The sequence below is a fragment of the uncultured Clostridium sp. genome (assembly GCF_937920395.1).
Classification (GTDB): Bacteria; Bacillota; Clostridia; order Clostridiales; family Clostridiaceae; genus Clostridium_AD.
Genome location: NZ_CALEVF010000046.1, coordinates 1 through 24,593, shown reverse-complemented (window position 1 = coordinate 24,593; position 24,593 = coordinate 1). Strand labels below are relative to the sequence as shown.

Annotated in this window: 23 protein-coding genes and 1 pseudogene; 17 read left to right on the top strand and 7 right to left on the bottom strand. The window is 31.7% G+C overall.

Annotation, left to right across the window (positions count from 1 at the left end; genetic code table 11):
- Positions 1 to 3 precede the first annotated feature (3 nt).
- Together Q0649_RS05490 and Q0649_RS05485 are read left to right on the top strand one after the other, a co-directional pair.
- Positions 4 to 1,113, top strand: coding sequence for a glycoside hydrolase family 88 protein (locus Q0649_RS05490; protein ID WP_298838516.1), 1,110 nt, complete (start codon positions 4 to 6; stop codon positions 1,111 to 1,113).
- Positions 1,114 to 1,182: 69 nt separating this feature from the next.
- Positions 1,183 to 2,061, top strand: coding sequence for an HAD hydrolase-like protein (locus Q0649_RS05485; RefSeq protein ID WP_298838514.1), 879 nt, complete (start codon positions 1,183 to 1,185; stop codon positions 2,059 to 2,061).
- A 555-nt stretch (positions 2,062 to 2,616) separates the two neighbouring features.
- Here Q0649_RS05485 and Q0649_RS05480 read toward each other — a convergent pair.
- The 7 genes from Q0649_RS05480 to citC form a co-directional block, all read right to left on the bottom strand.
- A complete protein-coding gene (locus tag Q0649_RS05480) occupies positions 2,617 to 3,108 on the bottom strand; it encodes a histidinol-phosphatase HisJ family protein (protein WP_298838512.1) in 492 nt (163 codons plus the stop codon).
- A gap of 349 nt (positions 3,109 to 3,457) precedes the next feature.
- A complete protein-coding gene (locus tag Q0649_RS05475) occupies positions 3,458 to 5,005 on the bottom strand; it encodes a CdaR family transcriptional regulator (RefSeq protein WP_298838511.1) in 1,548 nt (515 codons plus the stop codon).
- A gap of 179 nt (positions 5,006 to 5,184) precedes the next feature.
- Entirely contained in the window at positions 5,185 to 5,958 is a 774-nt protein-coding gene (locus Q0649_RS05470) for an SDR family NAD(P)-dependent oxidoreductase (protein WP_298838509.1), read from the bottom strand.
- Positions 5,959 to 5,981: 23 nt separating this feature from the next.
- On the bottom strand, positions 5,982 to 6,782 hold the full coding sequence (locus tag Q0649_RS05465; RefSeq protein ID WP_298838506.1) for an acetoacetate decarboxylase family protein: 801 nt from the start codon (positions 6,780 to 6,782) through the stop codon (positions 5,982 to 5,984).
- 387 nt (positions 6,783 to 7,169) lie between these two features.
- Complete coding sequence (locus Q0649_RS05460; protein WP_298838501.1) at positions 7,170 to 7,925, bottom strand: TSUP family transporter; 756 nt, start codon at positions 7,923 to 7,925, stop codon at positions 7,170 to 7,172.
- Entirely contained in the window at positions 7,922 to 8,437 is a 516-nt protein-coding gene (gene citX, locus Q0649_RS05455; RefSeq protein WP_298838498.1) for a citrate lyase holo-[acyl-carrier protein] synthase, read from the bottom strand. Before citX ends, Q0649_RS05460 begins: the two co-directional genes overlap by 4 nt.
- Before the next feature lie 7 nt (positions 8,438 to 8,444).
- The gene (gene citC, locus Q0649_RS05450) at positions 8,445 to 9,488 is read right to left on the bottom strand and encodes a [citrate (pro-3S)-lyase] ligase (RefSeq protein ID WP_298838496.1); all 1,044 of its coding nucleotides are present in this window, start codon (positions 9,486 to 9,488) and stop codon (positions 8,445 to 8,447) included.
- A 194-nt stretch (positions 9,489 to 9,682) separates the two neighbouring features.
- On the opposite strand from citC, the gene citG reads away from it, so the two are divergent.
- The 15 genes and pseudogenes from citG to Q0649_RS05375 form a co-directional block, all read left to right on the top strand.
- Positions 9,683 to 10,561 (top strand): triphosphoribosyl-dephospho-CoA synthase CitG, encoded by an 879-nt coding sequence (gene citG / locus Q0649_RS05445; RefSeq protein WP_298838493.1) that lies wholly within the window; start codon positions 9,683 to 9,685, stop codon positions 10,559 to 10,561.
- Positions 10,562 to 10,864: 303 nt separating this feature from the next.
- Complete coding sequence (locus Q0649_RS05440) at positions 10,865 to 11,833, top strand: GntR family transcriptional regulator (protein WP_298838491.1); 969 nt, start codon at positions 10,865 to 10,867, stop codon at positions 11,831 to 11,833.
- A gap of 52 nt (positions 11,834 to 11,885) precedes the next feature.
- Positions 11,886 to 12,317 (top strand): methylaspartate mutase subunit S, encoded by a 432-nt coding sequence (glmS, locus tag Q0649_RS05435; RefSeq protein WP_298838489.1) that lies wholly within the window; start codon positions 11,886 to 11,888, stop codon positions 12,315 to 12,317.
- On the top strand, positions 12,318 to 13,712 hold the full coding sequence (gene glmL, locus Q0649_RS05430) for a methylaspartate mutase accessory protein GlmL (protein ID WP_298838487.1): 1,395 nt from the start codon (positions 12,318 to 12,320) through the stop codon (positions 13,710 to 13,712).
- Between the two features lie 21 nt (positions 13,713 to 13,733).
- Entirely contained in the window at positions 13,734 to 15,191 is a 1,458-nt protein-coding gene (locus tag Q0649_RS05425) for a methylaspartate mutase subunit E (RefSeq protein WP_298838484.1), read from the top strand.
- 44 nt (positions 15,192 to 15,235) lie between these two features.
- Positions 15,236 to 16,519 (top strand): methylaspartate ammonia-lyase, encoded by a 1,284-nt coding sequence (locus tag Q0649_RS05420; RefSeq protein ID WP_298838481.1) that lies wholly within the window; start codon positions 15,236 to 15,238, stop codon positions 16,517 to 16,519.
- Positions 16,520 to 16,588: 69 nt separating this feature from the next.
- On the top strand, positions 16,589 to 17,431 hold the full coding sequence (locus tag Q0649_RS05415; protein ID WP_298838478.1) for a fumarate hydratase: 843 nt from the start codon (positions 16,589 to 16,591) through the stop codon (positions 17,429 to 17,431).
- A gap of 30 nt (positions 17,432 to 17,461) precedes the next feature.
- On the top strand, positions 17,462 to 18,019 hold the full coding sequence (locus Q0649_RS05410; protein WP_298838475.1) for a Fe-S-containing hydro-lyase: 558 nt from the start codon (positions 17,462 to 17,464) through the stop codon (positions 18,017 to 18,019).
- A gap of 30 nt (positions 18,020 to 18,049) precedes the next feature.
- Entirely contained in the window at positions 18,050 to 18,313 is a 264-nt protein-coding gene (citD, locus tag Q0649_RS05405) for a citrate lyase acyl carrier protein (protein ID WP_220316145.1), read from the top strand.
- Positions 18,314 to 18,325: 12 nt separating this feature from the next.
- Complete coding sequence (locus tag Q0649_RS05400; protein WP_298838466.1) at positions 18,326 to 19,198, top strand: CoA ester lyase; 873 nt, start codon at positions 18,326 to 18,328, stop codon at positions 19,196 to 19,198.
- Positions 19,199 to 19,248: 50 nt separating this feature from the next.
- Positions 19,249 to 20,787, top strand: coding sequence for a citrate lyase subunit alpha (gene citF, locus Q0649_RS05395; RefSeq protein WP_298838464.1), 1,539 nt, complete (start codon positions 19,249 to 19,251; stop codon positions 20,785 to 20,787).
- A gap of 190 nt (positions 20,788 to 20,977) precedes the next feature.
- Positions 20,978 to 21,196 carry a hypothetical protein gene (locus tag Q0649_RS05390; protein ID WP_298838462.1) on the top strand — a complete coding sequence of 73 codons (219 nt, stop codon included), beginning with the start codon at positions 20,978 to 20,980 and terminating at the stop codon, positions 21,194 to 21,196.
- Positions 21,197 to 21,251: 55 nt separating this feature from the next.
- A complete protein-coding gene (locus Q0649_RS05385) occupies positions 21,252 to 22,193 on the top strand; it encodes an NAD(P)-dependent oxidoreductase (protein WP_298838460.1) in 942 nt (313 codons plus the stop codon).
- A 157-nt stretch (positions 22,194 to 22,350) separates the two neighbouring features.
- Positions 22,351 to 23,715, top strand: coding sequence for a cytosine permease (locus Q0649_RS05380; RefSeq protein ID WP_298838458.1), 1,365 nt, complete (start codon positions 22,351 to 22,353; stop codon positions 23,713 to 23,715).
- A gap of 203 nt (positions 23,716 to 23,918) precedes the next feature.
- Positions 23,919 to 24,536, top strand: a pseudogene (locus Q0649_RS05375) (transposase); the annotation flags it as partial.
- Positions 24,537 to 24,593 lie beyond the last annotated feature (57 nt).

Genomic DNA, 24,593 nt, shown 5'->3' with positions numbered 1-24,593 from the left:
AATATGGTAAGTTTAAGTACACAAGATATATTAGAGGCAATTGAAAAAAAAGTTAATTCAAATATGCATTCGCTAAATGCTAAAGCCAGTCATATGACTAAAGATGGTGTTTATGATAATAATAGCTATGATTGGTGGACATCTGGCTTTTGGCCAGGAATACTTTGGGTTATGTATGAAATAACTGGAAAAGATAAATATAAAAATTCTGCATGGAACTTTGATGAAAAAATAGAAACTTTGTACCTGCGGGAAAATAGGTTTCATCATGATGTAGGATTTCAATTTTTACCAACAGCAGTTATTAAATATAAGATAACTGGTAATAAGGATGCAAGGCGACGTGGGATTTTTGCAGCAAATTTTCTAGCAGGAAGATTTAATATTGCGGGAAATTTTATTCGTGCTTGGAATCAGGATGAAAAAATTGGTTGGTCAATTATTGACACGTGTATGAATTTATCTTTACTGTTCTGGGCTTCTAATGAGTCAGGAGATCCAAGATTTAAACATATAGGGGTAGCGCATGCAGATACAGTAATTAGAGAATTTATAAGAGATGACGGTTCAGTAAAACATATTGTATGTTTCAATCCTGAAACTGGTGAAGTTGTAGATGAAAAGGGAGGTCAAGGATATGGACCAGGTTCATCCTGGAGCAGGGGACAAGCATGGGCAATATATGGTATGGCAAACACATATAAATCTACAGGTGACATTAAGTATTTAGAAGCATCAATTAAGGTTGCAAAATATTTTATTTCTTGTATGCCTGAAGATAACATTGCATATTGGGATTTTAGATTACCATCAAATATTGGTGAACCAAGAGATACTTCTGCAGCTGCGTGTGCAGCTTCAGGATTTCTTGAAATCGCTGCTTGTCTTAGTCAAGCGGAAGGGCAGATTTACAAGAAATGGGCAGAAAAGATATTATTTTCTCTTGCAGAAAACTATTCAAACTTTAATAATCCAGAAAAGGAAGGAATGTTAACTTCTGCTACTAGCAATAAACCAGGTAATGTTGGCATAAATGTTTCATTGATTTATGGTGATTACTTTTTTGTGGAGGGGATAGCCAAATTATTAGGTTGGAAAAGGCGTATTTTTTAGTATTCAAAATTTGTTTTGGAAGTAAGTTAAACTTTGATTCCAAAAGTATTGATGAGGATGGTATACAAAATGGACTCAGCATTAAAGTTAAAAGAGATGAAAAAAGAGAAAGAGTTTTTAGTGTGTGTTGATTCTGATGGATGTGCTTTAAATACCATGGAATACAAGCATAAAGAGATTTTTGGACCAAAGATGATTAAAATATGGAAGTTGGAAAGTATTGCAGAAGAGGTTATACAGGAATGGAACTATGTTAATCTTTACTCACAATGGCGAGGAATAAATCGTTTTTTAGCATTAGTAAAAGTCTTTGAGTTATTAAAGGATAACAAAACAATATTAAATAAAAAATTCGAACTTCCAGATATTAAATTTCTATGTGAGTGGACCAAAAGAAGTGATAAATTATCTAATGTTTTACTTGAGGCTAGGATAAAAGAGCATAGTGATGTTACATTAGAAAAAGCTATTATTTGGTCTAAGTTAGTTAACGAGGAGATTTCAAAATCTAAGGTAGATTGTTTACCTTTTGAAAGTGTTCACAAAAGTTTAGAAAAAGCACAAAAATATGCTGATGTAGTTGTAATTTCTTCTGCTAATGCTGAGGCGTTGAAAAAGGAATGGAATGAACATGGTATTGCTTCTTTTGTTAAGGTGTTAGCTGGACAGGAAATGGGAACTAAAACTTCATGTATTGGATATGTAAAAAATAAAAAATATGATAATCTTCATGTATTAATGGTGGGGGATGCTCCTGGAGATTTAAAAGCAGCTAAGGACAATAGGGTTTTATACTATCCAATAATACCAGGCAAGGAAGAGGTGTCATGGCAAAAATTTTATAATGAAGCTTTTGATAAGTTTGTAAATGGAAACTACAAGGGGGAATATCAAGAACAGTTAATTGGTGAATTTAATGATGTGTTACATTCTAATCTACCTTGGTAGTTAAAGTGTAAGAAGATTCATAATCAAAATTAATGATGATGGTACTTAATTTGGCTTAAATTATTTCTAAGCAACATTTCTATAATGTGTAGGAGTGTTGCTTTTAAAATATAGAATACTAATAATATTATTTTGTATTCACACCTAAAGAATAATTAAATATAAATAGACATGATGAATCTAATTAGCCTGATACAAATTCAAAAAAAATAAGTAAATCTATTGTTGATTTTTATAAAATGTTTTATCTTGTGGGTGTTTATTATGAATTAGGAAAAAAAATATTTGAAGAACCTGGTTCTAAAATCCTTTTTGGATGTAATGTATTCAGAGCAAATTGGACAAAGTTATAAAGTTATACTTTAAAGAAAATATTTCTATACAAGTTTTAAAATAGTTTGTTAATATAGACATGTTATTAACACAGATATCATTAAAATTAATGTATCTCCTTATTATTCAGAATTCTTCCATAATGTTAAATAGAAAATTATCTAGAAAATAAATATATATTTCAATACACGCGCCTGTGTAAGGAACCACTGAATCTGCTACTCAATGTTTGCTTATCAGGTCTATTTCAATATAACAATCAGCCGCAACAAATTGTTCTCCGATGGTCCACAGTGGAACATGTCTTTCGTCATCTTCAATTCCACCATGGTTACAATCTGAGTTCATGCCATGATCTTCAGTAACTATAATTTGATATCCGTTCCAAGCGTGTATTGAACATATTACAAAATCAAAATCATAGGAGTTTAATAATTTATTTATACTTTCATTTAAACCTGGCTGATATCCCACTTCAATTCCCATTAGAATATCCATCTCTTTATATTTAATCCTAAGTTTTTCCAGAACATTTAGGTACTTTTTATAATCTACTTCAAAATTTATATCCTTACTTGGATAATCAAAGTCCATATGGTCCGTAAACATTACTTCTTTTAATCCAAGTTCTTTAGCTTTATTAATTATAACTTCCATCGGTGTATCACAATCACCTGAAAATTCTGTATGAACGTGATGATCCGTTATATTCATTTGTAACCTCCTCTTAATCAACTTACAATTACATTATAATAAGACACTGTTAAATCCACATTAAGCAAATGTTTGTTTTCTGTTAAAAGACTGTTTTTAGTGTTGTTTTACAACTTAAACCAAGCGCAAAAGCAACAACTACGACACCTGATGATGAAATAAGTAAGTCTATTGTTGAAAATATTACTATTAGAGCAGTAGAGAAGGCAGGCGATTTATGAAAAAGGTCGTTCAACTGTTGCTGAACATTTAAAAAATATTTTTGCTAATAGTGAATTAGATGAAAATCCAACTTGTCGGAAATTCCGGCAAGTTGGAGGAAATGGAAAGGTATATAATACTAATTTTTTTATAATAATTTTAAACAAGCTATAATTTTATATGAAAACATAAGGTTAAAAACAGTTTCACTACAAGAGAGATCTATATCTATTAATTGAAAAATTTTTTTAATTCTATAACTCATTGTATTTCTATGAATGAATAGTTCGCTTGAAGATTTTAATAAATGTTTATTATTTTTTAAATATATATAAAGTGTGTTGAACAAATCCGAGTTGTTTTTATTGTCATATTGCTTAAGTTTAACTAGGGATGGATGGTAGAATTCACGGTAATCAATTTGATTACGTGTTAAAGAAATAAGATCATAAAATTGAATATCGGAATATAAAGTACATGAATTTTCAGGCTCAATAACTTCTCCGATTTTTAATGCGCTTAAACATTGCTTATAATATTTTTTAAATGCTAAAATGTCTGTAAAACATTTACTCATCCCAGCCTTCAGTGCATTATCCTTTAAAAATATTTTAAAATCATCAAATTTCTGTGTATTCACATTAAATTTATCATAATCACAGATAATTATAACGCAGTCCTTATAATATACAGTGTTGCTTATAGGAAAATATAAACTCAAATTATCATTTAAATAGTTATGATGTTTTTTTATAAATTTGTATTTTGAAATATCTATAGCAAATGAAGCAAGATTTTCACTTAATATTATGTTAGCGCTTTTTATACGATCTTTTAATACTTTACTGCTACTAATTTTGTCATTAAGCACATCGTAGATCAATTCTGAATAAGCCAAATTATCAGCATTTCTATAGAAGTTATTTTTTTTCATTTCCTCACCAAAAATTTTACTTGTTAGCGATAGAAGATTCTTGTCTGCTAAAGAATAAGATTTTCTGCATGCTAGTAATATTATGGTGCCAATATGCTTTCGATCAATAACAACTCTTGATAAAAGCGCGAGGCAAGTACTAGAAGTAGTCATTACTTCAAATACATGATCTTTTTTAATAGATTTTTGTACACTTTTTAGTTTTTTTGCTCCTGCTATAAAGTCATAGGTACAGTATCTATTTTTTAAATTTTCTAGCCATAGAGGGTCTGTAATGTATTTAATATCTGAATGAGCAAGTACTTTATAGTTGGAATCCACGAAAATCAATGGATTATTTAATAAAGATGCTGCAACCTCAATTATTCCATCAATTCCTTTTCCAGAAAAAGCTGATTTTAATAATACAGAAGTATTTTGATTTTCAATGGTATCCTCTTTAAACAAGTCACTTGTTTTATTAAATATTTCAAATATATCCTCGGAACTTTTTAGTTCAATTATATTCAGTCCATAGGCAGTCAAATCCGAACAACACATTTCATTATCATTAATTAACACAAAAGTATTTCCTTTAAAGTTAGTTAGCAATTTTACAAAAGTGGAAGCGTTTCCTACATAGATTGTATCTTTAAAAAAGATGCTCTGATTACTAGAAAGTAATTTTGCATCATTAAATAAAGTGTTAGATTCACCATTTAAGTGAATATTAATTGAATTTTTCAAAAACTGTTTGCTAATATTATTAAAGCTAACACTCATGATATTCACCTCATCACACAATCACATTATCGATAGTATAATGTGTATATGGTTTAATTGTACATCAATAATATTTATAAAACACTAATTTTCGACATTTACTTGGAACAAATGGGATTTAAAAAAGATGATTTCTGTTAATTCAGAAATCATCTCATTAATCTAATATAGATATATTTTTAAATTGATGTCCATCCACCATCAACAAATAAGGTTTGACCTGTTGTATAACTAGAAGCATCTGAAGCAAAGTAAATAGCTGCGCCATTTAATTCGCCTGGGTTTCCAGGCCTTCCAACAGGACATATTGAATTATACATATTTAAAAATTTATCATTACCTAATGATCTTTCAGTCATTTCAGTTTTGAAAAGGCTTGGTCCAATTGCATTAACAGTTATACCATATTGAGCAAATGTTGCACCCATACCTCTTGTTAAATTAATTACTGCACCCTTCGAAGCGTTGTAAGCATGTAGCGGAGAAGATTTTCCTATACTGCCAATTAATCCACAGATTGAAGCTGTGTTAATAATTTTGCCGTATTTTCTTTCTTTCATATGTTTTACAACGTGTTTTGACATTAAAAAGATACTCTTTACATTTGTATCTATAACTCTATCCCACTCGGCTTCTTCTAAATTGTCTACTGAGCCTAACGAAGCTACTCCAGCATTATTAAGTAGTATATCTATTTTACCGAATTTATCTAAAATAGCAGTTACAGCACTCTTTACTTCTTCTTCTTTTGTAACGTCACACTTTACAGCAAGCGATTTTCTACCCATAGATTCAATTTCTTTAGCTAGAGTTTCAAGTCTATCATATCTTCTTGCAATTATTGCTACATCTGCACCTTGCGCGGCAAAAGCTTTAGCCATTTCCATACCTATACCACTAGAAGCCCCTGTTACAACTGCAACTTTACCTGTTAAATCAAATAAATTATTCATAACAAAAATCCTCCTTTTTTATATTATTTTACTAGAGTATCTTCCCACCAATCCCATTTTGAAGCTGAGTAAGGTAAAAATCCCATTGGGTCTACTTCTGCCAAAACTGAACCTCTTAACAGAACCTTAGTTCCTACAGTGTAATCACAACCTAACATCTTTACAACTTCTAATTCTGCCCATGGATCATGTGGAGAGTCTTTTAAATTCATTTCAAAGTTACCTGTCTTATGAACTTTAGTATCCTCGGTTACCCCTTGCTCTACAAGTAGAGGGTTTAAATCAAATCCATTTCCATCTGGTGATTTAGAATATTTAAAGTTGAATACAGGTAATCCATTTCCAAAATTATCTTTAAGTATTTCTTGTCCATCTTTAGCATTAAATTTACCATCAAGATTTGCATTTATATTAAAGAAGTTTATTCCATTTCTAGATACACTCCCGTAAACACTGTCTCCGTCCTTCTTAAGTTCAATGTCTGCCATCTTTTTTGGAAAACCATAAATTTCTCTTCCAAGTCCCATAGCCATGCCATCACTTATAGGCATTGCAAGGCAATAGGTTCCAAGTTCTCCATTAAAATCAGCTAGTACCAATAAAGCTGCTTCCTTGTATGCTGGGCAAAAATTGGTTTTAGGATAATTAGCTACAAAAGCCTGTACCAAAGGTCTTTTAGCAGGTTTTAGTGGTGCTGGAAGTATACGCGCAATAATCTCAGGTTTTGTTTCCCAATAAACTGCTAGTGTTTCAGCATCGTAAAAAGTTGTAGGTTTACTACTGTATTTTTTTATATCTTTTGGATCTTTTATAAAACTATTCATTAATAGTGCCTCCCTGTAAATTATATTTAGAAGCTGTTTTATTTCTCTTATATAACATCTCCATAAGTAACTATCAACAATATAACATATTAAGCCTTAAGTTTAATATATTAGTAAGACATAAAGATCAGTGTAATCATTGTGCGTATTGCACAGTGATACATTAACACAAATTAATTAATAATATAATTAATATGGGCTTAAGTCGGAATATATTTATGATAGGCAAAGTTAAATAGAAAAGTGAAATGATTAGAAATCCATTGAAAAAATATGATATTGTTCATAAAAAGACTTATTAACCTATCTGATTAAGATAAGCTAATAAGTCTTTTTATGAGCGTTTCTAATAATAAAGTGTAAAATTAGTTCTTTTTAGATATAAATTTATTTTAAAAAACCTACAAACATTTTAACTGCAACTGCTAAAGACATTGTTACAAAAATAGGCTTTATAAGTTTCGAACCCTTATTTAAAGCAACGGATGTTCCCATTTTAGCCCCTATAATCATAAATAAAGCTACTGGTATTCCTAACGTATAATCTATTTTGCCATTTAGAGCAAATAAAACCAATGCGGTAACATTGCTGATGAAGTTTAGGATACGAGCGTTAGCAGATGATGATACAAAGTTGAACCCAAAGATGCTTATTAATCCGAAAATTAGAAAAGAACCAGTTCCAGGTCCGAAAAAACCATCATAGAAGCCTAGAGATAGAGCCAGAATTATGCCGTATATAACAGATTTTTTAGTAAGGCCATAAAATTTATCTTCGAGTCCTAAAGATTTTGAAAAAAATGTGTAAACTCCGATAAACATTATAAGAACTAATACTAATCCGGTTAGAAACTTTTGGTCTATATTTAATACTGCTTTAACACCTAATATTGCACCTATGAATGTAAATGGAATAAGATATTTTAGAAGTTTAAAATTAGCTTTACCTGATTTTATGAATTTAAGTGAACTAGTAAAAGAACCAGCAGTAGCACTAAATTTGTTAGTACCAAGAACCATATGAGGAGGAAGGCCTGCAAGCATAAAGGCTGGTATACTTATTAAACCACCACCACCAGCAATTGAATCTACAAAAGACGCTAAAAACCCAGCAATACATAGAAAAATAATTTTAGTAATCATATAACACCTACGATCTTTTTCGTATATTCTAAAAATCTTCTTTTAATAAATTCTTCAACCTCTTCTATGCTATGTTTTTTACTTCTTACGCAAATATGAGCTATATCGTCACAAATATAACATTTTCTCATTTCTAACCCAAAATCTCTTCTACTAATACTTTTACCTTTTTCATCATATACATCTAGGTCTACACATCTCCCTAAAATGTGGTTATCTTCTAAATTAAGTGTAATTAATTTAATAGCTCTTGCTTCATTATTAATGCACATGATTACAATTAAGCCTTCTGCAGTTGTAATGATTTTTTTGAAAATAATAGAATAAGAAAACAGTTCACAGATTATTTTGTCCATAATCATAGTTATTTCATGTGAATAATAATTGTTTTTGTTAATCCCTGGATAATTAACTCTAATAACCAGTAGTGGAATTTTATATTGCTTCACTAGGTCCTCTTGATATTTAATTCGTACTTCTCTTGCGAGCATTATATCGTCTGCTGTATACATATCATAATTAATGTGGAGAATCGCTGATTCTTATTTTCTCCACTATCTCCTTTCCTACTAGAGTATTTAAAAATTTCCATGTCGAAATAGGTACTATATGTTCAATATGGTTTATTTGTTCTTCCTTAATTAACTTCCTGACCTTTGAAGCACTGATAATGCAGCCCATAATGGCTTTCCTTTTTATTTCTACAACTTCGACTCCATATGTGGGTAGTATTCCTTTTAAGGCTTCATTATAAGCGTTTGTAACTTTACAATAAGGCTCTTCTCCTATAAATCTTTTAGTTATATTTAGAGCTTTACAAAAATATCTTCCGAAAATTGATGCATCTAATGTAGTATATGCCTTTAGTATTACATCTTCTTTTCTTAAAAAATAGGATGGGAAGGTAGCCTGTGAAATAATATATTCTCCACCTTTAATCACCCGCACATTATTCAAATGGGAAACACCCTCTTTAACCATACCATATCTATAGATAAATGGGAAAGAGGATTTATCTTCTTCAACTATAAATACCAGCACTTCTTCGCTTTGCCTTGCGGCCTCTTCTATTAAATACAGATGTCCCAAGGTGAAGGGATTGCAATTCATAACTATTGCTGACCTTTGAATATTTGAAGTTATATTGTATTCTTTTTTTACAGTTTGTAAATATTCTTTTATATCATATATTCCAGTTTCAAGTAGGGCTACATTCTCTATCTTATGTACAAGTTTGTATCCTAGTGATGTAAATATATCGGTATTTTTTACTTTAGTGAATATAAAATTATGATAAATACCTTCATTAAAAAGTTTATCCGATAGTGCATTTAGCAATATAGTGCATACACCTTCTCCTCTTAAATCATTTGAAACTGCAAAACATTTGAACACGTTTTTTGACTTAGAGCAAGTGGCTTTAATATCTTCATTTTGTCTAATAACTATAGTATAATCGACGTTGTCATCAAGTAGTAGCCCAAATGTTTGTAGAAAATCTTTAACTTCTCTTAACTTATATTCATCCTTTAAATTAATTCTTTCAACATTATAACCATACATGAAAAGCCTCCTTATGAAAGTTTTACCATATCTATAAAGATAGTTTATTCTTTATCCTAAATTATGTAAAGATAAATAACCTGAAAATAAAAATATTTAATTTTTAGGAAATTTAAAAAAATAAGGATTATAATGTAATTGATTTACATAAAAGTTTTTATTATAATAATTTCAAAAATAATTGGAGAGATAAGATGGAAGATGAAAAAGTATATACAATAAACAAAGTTTCGATGACAATTAGTAGCTTTGCAATTCAGGCAATGATATATGAAATATCTTGTTTTCCATCACCAGGATTAATATCTCCAGTGTCTAATGGAGCTCACACGGATATGAATTTATATACTTTTATAGATAGTACTTCGACTTTAAGTAAGTATTTAGCTTTATTTGTCCAAGAAGGTCTTTCTGGCAAAACATATAAAGAAATTTTTAATGGAATTAGACGAATAGGAGTAGAGGCTGAAAAAGATATGTTTGCTAAAACTAAAGGGATTAATACTCATAAGGGTATGCTTTTTTTAATGGGCGTTGCTTGCGCTGCTACAGGAAAAGCAATTTTTGAAAAAAAAGAGTTTAAATGTATTCAAGATATTATAAAGGAAATGACTAAAGGAATAGTAGAAAATGAACTTTCATCTTTAGAAGATAATGCTCAGTTAAGCCACGGTGAAAAACTATTTTTAAAATATAAAATTCAAGGCGTACGTGGTGAAGTAGAAAAGGGGATGCCTACAGTTTTCAATTTTGCACTGAATTTTTATAAACAAAATTTACAGCTAAATATCAATGATAGGCTAGTTCATACACTGATTGGGATAATGCAAATATGCGATGACACTACTATAATTTATAGACATAATCCACAGGTTCTACTAGACGTAAGAAAAAAAACAATAGATATAATTAAACTTGGAGGAATGAAAACTGATATTGGTAGGAGTAAAATTGATAGTTTATGTGTAGAGTTTATAGAGAAAAATATAAGCCCTGGTGGAAGTGCGGATTTGCTTTCCGTAACAATATTTTTATTTCTTGTAGAACAATACATGAGTAGCAATGATATATAGAAAGAATTAAGATCATATTCATTTGACAAATATATGAGACCATATTTGAGCCAATTTATAGCACAGGTTAAATTATTATGCCTGTGGCTTTTATTTTTTTGACCAAAATAATATATTTTTACTAAAATGTAAAATATAGTATAAAACTAAGAATAAGCTAGATAATCATGCCTAATTGAGCTAAAGGGATAAAAATAACATTAAATGCCTACAAATTAGCAATTGAAGTGGATTAGTCCATATGGTAATATAAGTAAGAAGTGGAGTAGTCCAATAATAAAACATGGATTAGGAGGGATTTTTATGAACATTGAAATAAATAAAAACAATGGAGTTCTACTTCATATTCAAGTTAAAATACAAATTATGGATGCAATTAAAAAAGGAACTTTAAGGGTTGGAGCAAAATTACCTACAGAAAGAGAATTGTCCCAGCAGTTAAATGTAAGTAGAAATACTGTAAGTGCTGCGTATAAAGAATTGGAGCAAGATGGAGCTTTGAAATCATATCAAGGAAAGGGAACATTTGTAGTTGAAGAAGCTGTATGTTGGGAGAGCCTAGATGTGAAAAAAAAGATTGTAAAATTTGTTGACTTAGGACTAGAGGAAGCTTTAGAAATAGGAATGGAACCGGAAGCGTTTTTAGATTTAGTAATACAAAGGGTAGTTGAGAAAAAACAGTTGATGGAGAAAATAGTAGCAATATACGTAGAGTGCAATATAGAACAAGCTAAAATGTTTAGTGAGCAACTTAGTGATAATAGTAATATGAATGTAATGCATATGACCATAAGTGAATTAGAAAAGATGGACAATGATACGAAAGATAAGATTGGAAAGGCTGAGTTTATAATAACCACATTCAATCACGTTAATGAAGTTACAAAATTAACGGTGGGCCTTAATAAAGAAATTCTGGGAGTTGCTATAAAACCTAATTTAGAACCAATAGTTAAGATTGCTAGATATGTTGAGCATACAAAGTTTGCATTTGTATGTATATCTGAACAATTCATGTTTAAAGTAAAAAGAGCGTTAGAAAAAGCGGGATTATCTGAAATTGATATAGAATACTCAAATACTACTGATGATACTGAACTTAAGGATATAATTCAAAAATCAGATGTGATGATAGTGTCACCTGGTAGATTTATTGATGTAAATAATATGAATTTCAGTAATAAGGAGATAATACAATTTTTGTATAGTTTAGATGATGGCTCAGTAAAAGCACTTAAGTCGAAGATTATCGAGATAGAGTTCAAAAAATAATGTTTTGAAAAGTTATAAATGTTTTAAAAAATTATTTAGGGGGTTTTTTAAAATGACTAAAAAGACTTTAGTTCTAGGAGTAATAGGATCAGATTGTCATGCTGTTGGTAATAAAATTTTAGATTATGCTTTAACAGAAGCTGGATTCAATGTTATAAATATAGGAGTACTTTCTCCACAAGAGGATTTTATTAATGCAGCTGTTGAAACTAATGCTGATGCTATAATAGTATCTTCGCTTTACGGACAAGGTGAAATCGATTGCAGGGGTATAAGAGAAAAATGTGATGAAGCAGGTTTGGATGGTATATTGCTTCTTGTAGGTGGAAATATAGTTGTAGGAAAACAAAATTGGCAAGAAGTAACTAAGAGATTTCGTGCAATGGGATTTGATAGAATATATCCACCAAATACTTCACTTGAGACAACAATACACGATTTAAGAGAGGATTTAGGAATTACAAAATTACAAGGAGTGATATAAGTGGATGCTTATTTACTCATAGATTTTGGAAGTACCTATACAAAATTAACGGTTGTAGATCTCGAAAAGGAAGAGGTAATTGCTACAGCTAAAGATATAACCACAATAGAGGAGAATATAATGATAGGCTTTGAAAAAGCCTATTTAGAAATAGAAAAAAAAATAATTGGAAAAAATGTTAATTTTATTAAGAAATTAGCATGCTCCTCAGCTGCAGGAGGACTTAAAATGATAGCTATTGGACTTGTGCCAGAGTTAACTGCAGAGGCTGCCAAAAGAGCTGCACTTGGAGCTGGAGCAAGAGTATTAAAAGTATATAGTTATGAATTAACTTTAGATGAAATAAAAGAAATTAAAAATTCAAACTTAGATATAATACTTCTTGCAGGTGGAACTAATGGTGGTAACAAAAAGTGCATTATACACAATGCAAAAATGTTAGCTGAAAATGAAGTTAGACTACCAATAGTTGTAGCTGGAAATAAGGTAGCAAGCGATGAGGTAAGACAAATATTTACTAAAGCAAAAATGTATTTTACAATTACTGAGAATGTAATGCCAGCGCTAAATAAACTAAATGTAGAGCCAGCGAGAGAAGAAATTAGAAAAGTATTTATGGAAAAAATAATTGACGCCAAGGGGCTCGGTAATGCAGAAGAACTAATAAAAGGTATTTTAATGCCAACACCAGCAGCAGTGCTAAAGGCTGCAAGGATACTTAGTGATGGTAGTGATGAGGAAAGCGGTTTAGGGGATTTAATAGTAGTTGATATTGGTGGTGCAACAACAGATATACATTCTATAGCAGAAGGGGAACCTACGAAGGGTGGGGTTACCACAAGGGGCCTTGAGGAACCTTTTGCTAAGAGAACGGTTGAAGGTGATCTTGGAATGAGATATTCTGCAATTTCACTAAGAGAAGCAGCTGGCAGCAGGAAGATGAGAAAGTATCTTTGCGATGTTGAGAGGAAAATAGATATTGATGCAAATTGTAAATATAGAGTAGAACACATAAAGATGGTTCCGACGACTAAGGAGGAAATACATTTTGATGAGGCTATGGCTAAAGTTGCAACAGAGTTATCAATGGAGAGGCATGTAGGTACGATTGAAAGTACACACACACCAATGGGAGCCATGTACACTCAAATAGGTAAAGATCTTATGGAAGTGAAATACATGATAGGGACAGGTGGAGTATTAGTACACAGTGAGAATCCAAAAGATATTTTAAAAGCAGGAGCCTTTGATGAAGAAAATCCAATGTATTTAAAACCACGTAAAGCAATGTATTTGATTGATAAAACTTATATATTATCTGCAATGGGGTTATTATCCGAATATTATCCGGATAAAGCAGTAAGGATTATGAAAAAATATTTAGTGAAAATGTAATTATTAGAGGGGGTAATATCATTGGAAATAAAAAATAAAAAATGGACTACGGATGACTTCTTTGAGGTTAGAAAAGAAGTATTAGAGCAATGGCCAACAGGTAAAGAGGTAGATTTAAAAGAAGCTGTAGAATACAATAAGAAAATTCCAGATCATAAAAACTTTGCAAAAAAGCTAAGGAAGGCTAAAGAAGCCGGGATAACATTAGCACAGCCAAGAGCAGGGGTTGCCTTAATTGATAAGCATATTGAATTATTAAAGTATTTAGAAATTGAGGGTGGAGCAGATTTGCTACCAACAACAATAGATAGTTATACAAGACTTAATAGATATGATGAATGTGAGATTGGAATAAAAGAGAGTATAAAGGCAGGACGATCGCTATTAAATGGATTCCCAGCAGTTAATCATGGAGTTAAGGGATGCAGGCAAGTTTTTGAAGCAATAAATGTCCCATTAGAATCAAGACATGGAACTCCAGATGCAAGGTTATTAGCTGAAATAACACATGCTTCAGGTTGGACTTCAAATGAAGGTGGATGTATATCGTACAATATTCCATATGCAAAAAATGCACCTTTAACAAAGTCAATTTTGGACTGGCAATATTGTGATAGACTTGTTGGATTTTATGAAGAACAAGGAATATCAATAAATAGAGAGCCATTTGGACCATTAACAGGAACACTAGTTCCCCCTAGCACATCAAATGCAGTTGGAATAATAGAGGCTTTGCTTGCTGCGGAGCAAGGAGTTAAAAACATTACAGTTGGATATGGTCAGTGTGGAAATTTAATACAAGATGTAGCAGCAATAAGAGCTTTAGAACAGCAATGTAATGAATACTTAAAGGCTAATGGATATAATGATATATATTTAACAACAGTTTTGCATGAGTGGATGGGAGGATTTCCAGAAGATGAAGCAGAGGCTTTTGGAGTTATATCTACGGGCGCCGCAACGGCAGCACTTGCTGGGGCGACAAAAGTAATAGTGAAAACCCCACATGAAGCTGTAGGTATACCTACTAAAGAAGCTAATGCTGAGGGTATAAAGACTACAAAGATGACTTTAAATTTATTAAAAGGACAAAAAATGCATATGTCCCAAGACTTAATGATGGAGATGGGAGTAATAAAAGCTGAGACAAAGTGCATGGTAGATATGATATATAAAATTGGAAAAGGTGATTTAGCTATGGGTGTAGTTAAAGGGTTCCAAATGGGGATTATTGATGTGCCATTTGCTCCAAGTAAATATAATGCTGGTAAAATGATGCCTGCAAGAGATAATGATGGAGCAATAAGATATTTTAAATTTGGGAATCTTCCATTTTCAGATGAATTAAAAAACTTTAATATCAAAAAACTTGAAGAGAGAGCAAAATTTGAAAAAAGAGAAGTTAGTTTTCAAATGACTATAGACGATGTATTCGCAGTAGGAAATGGGACACTTATAGGAAGGCCAGCAAAAGCATAAAAATTATTTATTAATTTAAAATTATATAAGGAGATGTGTATATTATGAAAATTATTGATGTAGTATGTTCAACAGGAAGAACTGGGTTTTATTTTGATGATCAAAGGGCTATAAAAAGAGGTGCAAAACATGACGGATTTTCATATGTAGGTGAAGCAGTAACAGAAGGATTTAAATCCATTAGACAAGCTGGAGAATCAATATCAGTAATGATTATACTTGAAGATGGTCAGGTGGCTTATGGAGACTGTGCGGCAGTACAATATTCTGGGGCTGGTGGAAGAGATCCACTATTTCTCGCAAAGGATTTTATACCAATTATAGAAAAAGAAATAGTACCAAAATTAATAGGTAGAAAATTAGAAAGTTTTAAAATGCTCGCAGAAGAATTTGATCATATGTTAATTGATGGTAAACGTCTTCATACGGCTATAAGATATGGAATAACTCAGGCTATTCTTGATGCTGTAGCAAAATCTAAAAAAGTAACTATGGCAGAAATCGTGCGTGAAGAATACAACACTGGCGTAGAAATTAAGAGAATTCCTATTTTTACACAATCAGGGGATGATAGATATAGTAGCGTAGATAAAATGATAATAAAGGGTGCAGATGTAATGCCTCATGCATTAATAAACAATGTAGAAGAAAAATTAGGTCTTAAGGGTGAGAAATTATTAGAATATGTTAAGTGGTTAAGTGCTAGGGTGTTAAAGCTAAGAACTAGTGAGGACTATAATCCAATATTTCATATAGATGTATACGGAACAATAGGGGTTGCATTTAAAAATGATACAAAGGTTATGGCTGATTATATTGCGGTTTTAGAAGAAGCAGCAAAACCATTTAAGTTGAGAATTGAAGGCCCAATGGATGTTGAGCAAAGAGAAAGACAAATGGAAGCATTAAGAGATTTAACAGCAGAACTAGATAATAGAAAGATTAATGTAGAATTAGTTGCAGACGAATGGTGTAATACTTATGATGACGTAGTATTATTTGCGGATAATAAAGCAGGCCATATGCTTCAAATAAAAACACCAGACTTAGGTGGTGTTAATAATATAATTGAATCAATACTTTACTGCAAAAAACATGGACTTGGAGCATATTGTGGTGGAACATGTAATGAAACTAATAGATCTGCAGAAGTATGTACAAACATTGCTATTGCTTGTGGAGCAGACCAATGCTTAGCAAAACCAGGAATGGGTGTAGATGAAGGGTACATGATAGTTAATAACGAGATGAATAGAGTTGTAGCTCTAGTTAATAGAAAAAATAAGGTAACTTATAAATTAATTAATCAACATAAAGTTTCAGTGTAAGTTTAAATATACCTCTAAGGTCACAGATATTGCAGCAATTAGGTGATGATTAAAAGGAGGAGAATAACAATGAAAGAAATAAACGTAGCTGAAATAACAAAAACGATAAGAAATTTATGTATAGATGCTAATTACAATCTTTCTGATGATATAAGAAATCAATTAAAAAAGGCTAGGGAAGAGGAAACATGGGGTATTGCTAAAGGCATTTTAGATAAGATTTTAATAAATGCAGATATAGCATCGACGCAAAAAATGCCAATGTGTCAAGATACGGGGATGACTTGTGTATTCATAGAGATTGGACAAGATGTTCATATAGTGGGAGGAGGTCTTGAAGGAGCTATTAATAAAGGGGTAGCAGAAGGATATGAGGATGGATTTCTAAGAAAGTCTGTAGTTAATGATCCAATAGAGCGAGTAAATACACAAAATAATACTCCAGCAGTTATATATTACAATATAGTTATGGGAGATAAGTTTAAAATAACTGTTGCTCCAAAAGGCTTTGGCTCGGAGAATATGAGTCAAATTAAAATGCTAAAACCTTCAGATGGACTTAAGGGGGTTAAGGATTTTATTCTAAAAGTAGTAAAAGAAGCTGGACCTAACCCATGTCCACCTATAGTTGTAGGAGTTGGAATAGGCGGAACTTTTGATAAGGCAGCGAACCTTGCTAAAAGAGCAGCAATTAGGCCAACTGACGAGGTAAACATAAAACCATTCTATGCGGAACTTGAAAACGAGCTTATGCAGGAAATAAATAAGCTTGGGATAGGACCACAAGGATTTGGGGGAAGAACTACCGCATTAGCTGTTAATATTGAAACTTATCCAACGCATATAGCTGGTTTGCCAGTAGCGGTGAATATAAACTGTCACGCTTCAAGGCATGTGAGTGCAGAGTTGTAGCATAGAAAAGGCTAGGGGGAGGAAAAGATTATGGAGAAAAGAATTATGACGCCGCTGTCCCAAGATAAAGTTCGTGAATTAAAAGTAGGAGACAGTGTGCTATTATCTGGTGTCATATACACGGCGAGAGATGCCGCTCATAAGAGATTAGTGGACCTTATAGACAATGGTGAAGAGCTTCCAATAGATGTTAAAGATGCAGTTATATATTATGTTGGACCAACTCCAGCAAAGCCAGGCTTGGCAATAGGTTCAGCAGGTCCAACTACAAGTTATAGAATGGATAGTTACACACCAAAACTCTTAGATAAAGGGTTAAAGGGAATGATAGGTAAGGGCTTAAGATCCCAAGAGGTCGTGGATTCTATGATTAAGAATGGTGCTGTATATTTTGCAGCTATCGGTGGAACAGGAGCTTTAATAAGTAAATGCGTAATAAAAGCAGATATAATAACCTATGAAGATTTAGGATCTGAGGCCATTAGAAGACTTGAAGTGGTTGATTTACCAATAGTTGTAGTAATAGATAGCGAGGGTAACAATTTATATGATTTAGGTCAAAAGGCATATTTAGAAAGTATAAAATGAATTAATTTAAGTTTAGCGTGAGGTGATACCATGAAAATTAATAAACCATCCAAAGCTGGAACAATGGAATCTAACGATATATACATTATGCTTATGCCAAATCTTAAGGGTGGCATTGAAATAAAGCTTCAAAGTATTGTAATGAAACAGTTTGGGGATGAAATAAAAAGAGTAATACTAGAGACACTTAATGAAAATGGAGTAGAAGATGTTATAGTAACTGCTCTAGATAAGGGTGCATTAAACTATACAATAAAAGCCAGAATAGAAACCGCTACAAAAAGAGCTCAGTAAGAGGTGATTTATATGAAAAGATTCAGAAGAACTATGCTTTTTATGCCAGGGAATAATTCAGGGATGCTTCAGAATGCAGGAATTCTAGGTGCTGATTCAATTATATTAGATTTAGAGGATGCTGTAAGTCTAACAGAAAAAGACAGTGCTAGAATTTTGGTGAAAGAAGCAATAAAGAATGTGGACTATGAAAATGTAGAAGTAGTAGTAAGGGTAAATCCATTCACTACTGAATACTCACAAAAGGATATTGATGTAATTGCAAGAGTTAAACCGGATGCATTAATGATACCAAAAGCTACAGAAGAAGAACTTGAGGCTATAGATGAAATACTTACAAGTATAGAAACACAGGAAGATTTTTCAAATGGAAGTATAAAGTTAATTCCTATAGTAGAAACTGCTTATGGAGTTGAAAATGTTTATAATATAATAAAATCTTCCAAAAGGGTAGTAGCTGTTTTACTTGGAGGAGAAGACTTAACTTCAGATTTAGGTATAAAAAGAACTAAAGAAGGAGAAGAAATCTTCTATGCAAGAAATCGAGTTGCAATTGCATGTAAGGCTATGAAGATAGATTCTATTGATACTCCATTTACAGACACTAATGATTTTGAAGGATTAGCAAAAGACACAGTTAGAGCTAAAAGTTTAGGACTCACGGGTAAAGCTGCAATAAATCCAAGACAAATTGAGACTATTCATTCTGTATTTGCTCCAACGCAAGAAGAAATAAAACACGCCAAAAGAGTCCTTGAGGCTATGATACTCGCAGAACAAGATGGCAAAGGAGTATTTTCATTAGATGGCAAAATGGTAGATGCACCAGTTATAAATAGAGCTAAAAACACAGTAGAATTAGCAAAACTTTTAGGTCTTATGTAAAAGTATAGGTAAAATCTACTTTAGTGGATTAGCTAATTGAGGTGATAATAATGAAAAATATATTAGGTAGAGGAATACCAGAATATATAGAAGGATATGGAAATGTAATTCCTTTTGAAGGTGCATTTAAAAATGCAGGCACGAAACTTAAGAAAGAAGTAAAACTAAACTCTGTAACGCCAGAAGATGAAAAGGTTTTACCTAACATGGATAGTGTTTTTGATAAGGTTTCGCTTAAGGATGGTATGACAATTTCATTCCATCATCATTTAAGAAATGGCGATAATGTATTGAATTTAGTGGTGGATGCGATTGCTAAAAGAGGAATTAAGAACATTACATTAGCTGCAAGCGCTCTTTTCCCTAATAATTTGCTTTTGATTGAGCATATAAAAAACGGTGTAATTACTAAAATAGTTACTAATTATATGTCAGGTCCAATAGCTGAAGAAATTTCTAGAGGAATATTAAAAACACCAGTTATAATGCACACCCATGGTGGACGTGCTAGAGCAATAGAAAGTGGAGATTTACACATAGATGTGGCTTTCATTGCAGCACCAACTGCAGATAACTATGGAAACATCAATGGACTATATGGAAAATCTGCCTGTGGAGCATTAGGATATGCAGTAGCAGATGCCCAGTGTGCAGATATGGTTGTAGCAGTAACTGATAATTTAGTCCCATATCCAGCTTGCCCAATAGAAATAAGTCAAATATATGTGGATTATATTGTAAAAGTAGATTCTATCGGTGATCCAGATGGAATAATATCAGGTACTACAAAAATAACTAAGGATCCAGTAGGACTTAAAATAGCTAAAATGGCGAGTGAGGTTATGGTGGCGACCGGTCTTGTTAAAGATGAAATGTCATTTCAAACTGGTGCAGGTGGAATTTCTTTAGCTGTAGCTGCGGAGCTCAGAAAATATATGAAAGAAAATGCTATAGTTGGAAGTTTTGCATCTGGTGGAATAACTGGATACCTTGTAGATATGTTTGAAGAAGGATTATTTAAATATTTATTTGATGTACAGTGTTTTGATATGCAAGCAATACAGTCTTATGTAGGCACTCATAAACATCAAAGAATGTCTGCATCTATGTATGGAAATCCAGATAACAAAGGTGCCGTTGTAAACAAGCTAGACATAGTTATCTTGGGTGCTACGGAAATAGACACAAATTTTAATGTAAATGTGACCACTGGTTCAGATGGAACTATCATGGGTGGTTCCGGAGGCCATAGTGATACAGCAGCAGGGGCTAAACTTACAATAATTGTAACACAATTAACTAAGGCAAGGCTTCCAATTATTAAGGATAATGTAACTACAATAACAACACCAGGAGAAAGCATTGATGTTATCGTAACAGAAAGAGGAATAGCAGTTAATCCAAGAAGGACAGACATAATAGATAAATTAAAGAATACTAACCTTCCTATAAGGACTATTGGTGAGTTAAAAGATATAGCTGAGAAAATGACTGGTAAACCAAAGGCAATTGAATTTTCAGATGAAATAGTCGCAGTTATAGAATATAGAGATGGTTCTGTAATTGATGTGGTTAGAAAACCACTATAGAAGGTAGTTTAAAAAACAATTGACCGGGGAGGGGTACATTATCTTTGTTGCACCTTGTTATGAGGGTATGGAAACTAATTATCCTAGGCTCAAAGAGTGGGCAAAGTTATCATATAAAGAAGCTTAAACTATTGTAAGAAAAATTTCTTTAGAAGATGACTCAGCTGATTTAGTAGCGGCAAATATTGCTATGGCTAATGCTAGAGTACGAGAAAAGGCTAAAATTCTAATAATAACAGAAGGATTGTCTGAAGAAGATATTAAAATTATTGGTTATGAAAAGTTTGAAACCCTTCAAGAGGCTATTGATTATGCTTTAAGTAAAAATCCCAATTCTAAAATTGGAGTTCTACCTCGAGGGGGTGACTGTCTTCCATATTTCGACAATAAGTTTAAGACATCTAAATAAACCACTAAAATTATTGGGCAAGATATTTCTAATAGTTCGAATTTGGGGTGAAAAAATGAATATTGTAGTTTTAGATGATATCGTTTTAAATCAAGAACAGATAGATAGATTAAAAAAATTAGGAAACCTAAAAATATATTTTGGAACACCTAAAAACAATCAAGAGATAATTAAAAGAGCAGATGAAGCAGATATTTTAATATCAGGTTGGACGTATTATAAAAATGGAGTTTTTAAAGACTTAAAAAGGATTAAGTTAATTTCATTATGGTCTACAGGCTATGATTATGTTGATCTTTGCGAAGCAAAGGAAAAGAGCATAACTATAACAAATGTACCAGGCTACGCAAAAAACGCAGTTGCAGAATTAGCAATAAGCCTTATGTTGGCCGTTATGAGGGAAATCCCAAAAGCAGATTATGATGTGAAGGCAACTAATAAGTATAATTGGCAAAAATTTAAAGGCATGGAGTTGTCAAATAAAACTCTTGGAATTATTGGAATAGGTTCTATAGGGTGCAGAGTAGCAGAGATTGCAAAAGGGTTTGATATGAAGGTAATTGCTTATGATCCTTACCCGAAGAAAGGAACGGAAGAAAAGTATAATTTAAAGATTGTTTCTTACAAAACAATTTTTAAAGAAAGTAATATAGTAACACTGCATATGCCTTTATTACCATCAACTAAAAATATTATAACTTCTGATGAATTAGATCTGATGAGTAAAGATTCCATCTTTATTAATACAGCTAGGGCCGGAATTGTAAATCAAGAAGATTTATATAACACTTTATATAATGGTAACATCCTAGGTGCAGGTCTTGATGATATAGATTTTTCTATACTGAGTGGAAACAACTTATTAAAGCTAAATAATATAGTAGTAACTCCACATATAGGTTTTTATACCAAGGAAGCAACTATCATTAAAACAAATATATGTATTAGTAATGTTGAAAATTTTATTAAAGGTACCCCCATTAACATAGTGCTATAAATAGATTATTCTGTATATTTAAAATTGTAACAATAATCTAGATGTTTTTGTGACGGAAGAACATTATATCAACATTTTCACAGTAAAATAAGAGTATTTAAAAGTTAAAGTAAAATGATTATTAAATCCATTTTTTAATGAGAAGGAGGATAATTATATGAAAATTGAAACAAGAAGTATTGAATGGGTGCCTAAAGAGGAAAGACATGGTAAAGCAAGCAGTTTATTTTCAATTTGGTTTGGCGGAAATATGCATATCACCACACTCATTACTGGTGCATTATGTGTGGTTTTAGGTTTAAATCTATTTTGGAGTGTGGTTGCGATTATTGTAGGTAATTTATTTGGAGCAATTTTTATGGCACTGCACTCAGCTCAAGGACCAGTATTAGGAATACCTCAAATGATTCAAAGTAGAGCACAATTCGGTGTTATTGGTGCAATAATTCCTTTGGTTATAGTAATTTTTATGTACTTAGGTTTTTTCTCAACAAGTAGTCTACTTGCGGCACAAACGGTAAAAGGTGTACTTCCAGTATCAACAACTGCTGCAATAATAGTAGTGAATATTATAGCTTTCACTTTAACATTATATGGTTATGATTTAATACACAAGATGCAGAGTATTTTATCATGGGTTTTCCTAGCTGTATATATAATTGTTACCATTAAAGTATTTAGTATGCCAGTACCAGCTGAAGCTTGGAATCCTAATAATTTTAACTTTGCAACATTTATCTTGGCAATATCAATTGTTGCCACTTGGCAGATAGCATATGCGCCTTATGTAGCTGATTATTCAAGATATCTTCCAGAGGATACATCTGAAAAGGCAGCTTTCTGGTATACTTATGCAGGATCAGTATTGGGTACAGTTTGGATGATGATTTTAGGGGTAGTCTTAGTTTCTGCAGTACCAAATTTTCTTGATGCAGCAGGTCCTAATTTAGCTAAATTATTTGGCGTATTTGCATTATTCTTATATGTCATAATTATTTTAGGACAACTTTCAATAAATGTCTATAACTTATACGGTGCATTTATGGCCACAGTAACTACTGTAGAGCCATTTCTAAAAATGAAAGTTACTTCTAAAGTTCGTGCTATATTTATTTTGATAATAGTTTGTGCTGGATCAATTATAGAAATAACAGGGCAAGGTAGTTTTATTTCATTGTTTAAGAGTTTTATTTTGTTTATTTCTTACTTTTTAATTCCATGGACATCAATTAATCTTCTCGATTTTTATCTTTTACGTCATGGGAAATATAGCGTTAAGGACATGTTTGACGTAGATGGTATATACGGAAAATTTAATAAGATAACTTTGATTGCTTATATTGTTGCAGTTATTGTAGAAATTCCATTTATGAATTCAACATTATACGTTGGACCGATATGTACCGCATTAAATGGTGCAGATATTTCTTGGCTTTTAGGGTTGATAATTCCTGTTTTCCTATATTATTTGCCGATGAAAAAAAAGTTTAAACAAAAACAGGCCCAAGGATTAGAATTTTAAACAAATTCTATTAATATAGAATTTGTTTAAATAAACTGTTGTTAAAATTTAGATTAAAATAGTGTAAAACATAATAAGAACTTAATAAGAATTTAATTAAGGGGGTGTCTCAAAATAGAAAGTGATTTCTATTGCGAGATGGTTCTTTTTCTTTTGTAAATACAAAAGTGGATTCCAAGGAATCCACTTTTGGTGTATAATTTAAGTATGATGATTACAGCAAAATATTTGATGGAAAAAATAGTTTTTCAAAAACTGATAAAGATTCAACCTTTATGCATATGAAAGAGGACCATATGAGAAATTCTCAGCTAAAACCAGGATATAATATGCAAATTGGAGTAGAAGGTGAATATATTGTGGGGTTAGATATTTCTAGTGAAAGATCTGATCAATTAACGTTTATTCCATTTTTAGATAAATTACGAGAGAATATATCACAAAAATTTGAGAATTTAATAGCTGACGCTGGATATGAAAGTGAAGAAAATTATGAGTACCTAGAAAAGAATAAACAGAACACATTTATAAAGCCTCAAACTTATGAAAATATGAAAAAAAGATGCTTTAAAAATAATATAAGTAAACGACAAAATATGAATTATGATGAAATGAATGATAAATATACTTGCCATAATAATAAAATTTTAAGTGTTATTGGTAAAAAGACAAAGAGGTCAAAGTCTGGATATGAGGCTGATGTAACAATCTATGAATGTGAAGATTGTGATGACTGCCAATGCAAATCAAAATGTACAAAAGCAAAAGGAAATAAAAAACTCTACGTATCAAAGAAATTTGTTCAAAAGAGATTAATATCATAAAAAAATATAACAAGTCCAGAAGGAATTATGTTAAGAACTAATAGGTCAATTCAA

What these genes read in the sequence shown, in the direction of transcription:
- Q0649_RS05415 (WP_298838478.1), top strand. Translation starts at nt 16,589, where the DNA reads ATGAAAGAAATAAACGTAGCTGAAATAACAAAAACGATAAGAAATTTA.
- Q0649_RS05380 (WP_298838458.1), top strand. Translation starts at nt 22,351, where the DNA reads ATGAAAATTGAAACAAGAAGTATTGAATGGGTGCCTAAAGAGGAAAGA.
- citG (WP_298838493.1), top strand. Translation starts at nt 9,683, where the DNA reads ATGGAAGATGAAAAAGTATATACAATAAACAAAGTTTCGATGACAATT.
- glmS (WP_298838489.1), top strand. Translation starts at nt 11,886, where the DNA reads ATGACTAAAAAGACTTTAGTTCTAGGAGTAATAGGATCAGATTGTCAT.
- Q0649_RS05485 (WP_298838514.1), top strand. Translation starts at nt 1,183, where the DNA reads ATGGACTCAGCATTAAAGTTAAAAGAGATGAAAAAAGAGAAAGAGTTT.
- Q0649_RS05490 (WP_298838516.1), top strand. Translation starts at nt 4, where the DNA reads ATGGTAAGTTTAAGTACACAAGATATATTAGAGGCAATTGAAAAAAAA.
- Q0649_RS05400 (WP_298838466.1), top strand. Translation starts at nt 18,326, where the DNA reads ATGAAAAGATTCAGAAGAACTATGCTTTTTATGCCAGGGAATAATTCA.
- Q0649_RS05475 (WP_298838511.1), bottom strand. Translation starts at nt 5,005, where the DNA reads ATGAGTGTTAGCTTTAATAATATTAGCAAACAGTTTTTGAAAAATTCA.
- Q0649_RS05410 (WP_298838475.1), top strand. Translation starts at nt 17,462, where the DNA reads ATGGAGAAAAGAATTATGACGCCGCTGTCCCAAGATAAAGTTCGTGAA.
- Q0649_RS05390 (WP_298838462.1), top strand. Translation starts at nt 20,978, where the DNA reads ATGGCTAATGCTAGAGTACGAGAAAAGGCTAAAATTCTAATAATAACA.
- citD (WP_220316145.1), top strand. Translation starts at nt 18,050, where the DNA reads ATGAAAATTAATAAACCATCCAAAGCTGGAACAATGGAATCTAACGAT.
- Q0649_RS05470 (WP_298838509.1), bottom strand. Translation starts at nt 5,958, where the DNA reads ATGAATAATTTATTTGATTTAACAGGTAAAGTTGCAGTTGTAACAGGG.
- Q0649_RS05385 (WP_298838460.1), top strand. Translation starts at nt 21,252, where the DNA reads ATGAATATTGTAGTTTTAGATGATATCGTTTTAAATCAAGAACAGATA.
- Q0649_RS05460 (WP_298838501.1), bottom strand. Translation starts at nt 7,925, where the DNA reads ATGATTACTAAAATTATTTTTCTATGTATTGCTGGGTTTTTAGCGTCT.
- citC (WP_298838496.1), bottom strand. Translation starts at nt 9,488, where the DNA reads ATGTATGGTTATAATGTTGAAAGAATTAATTTAAAGGATGAATATAAG.
- citX (WP_298838498.1), bottom strand. Translation starts at nt 8,437, where the DNA reads ATGTATACAGCAGACGATATAATGCTCGCAAGAGAAGTACGAATTAAA.
- Q0649_RS05465 (WP_298838506.1), bottom strand. Translation starts at nt 6,782, where the DNA reads ATGAATAGTTTTATAAAAGATCCAAAAGATATAAAAAAATACAGTAGT.
- Q0649_RS05420 (WP_298838481.1), top strand. Translation starts at nt 15,236, where the DNA reads ATGAAAATTATTGATGTAGTATGTTCAACAGGAAGAACTGGGTTTTAT.
- Q0649_RS05440 (WP_298838491.1), top strand. Translation starts at nt 10,865, where the DNA reads ATGAACATTGAAATAAATAAAAACAATGGAGTTCTACTTCATATTCAA.
- citF (WP_298838464.1), top strand. Translation starts at nt 19,249, where the DNA reads ATGAAAAATATATTAGGTAGAGGAATACCAGAATATATAGAAGGATAT.
- Q0649_RS05480 (WP_298838512.1), bottom strand. Translation starts at nt 3,108, where the DNA reads ATGAATATAACGGATCATCACGTTCATACAGAATTTTCAGGTGATTGT.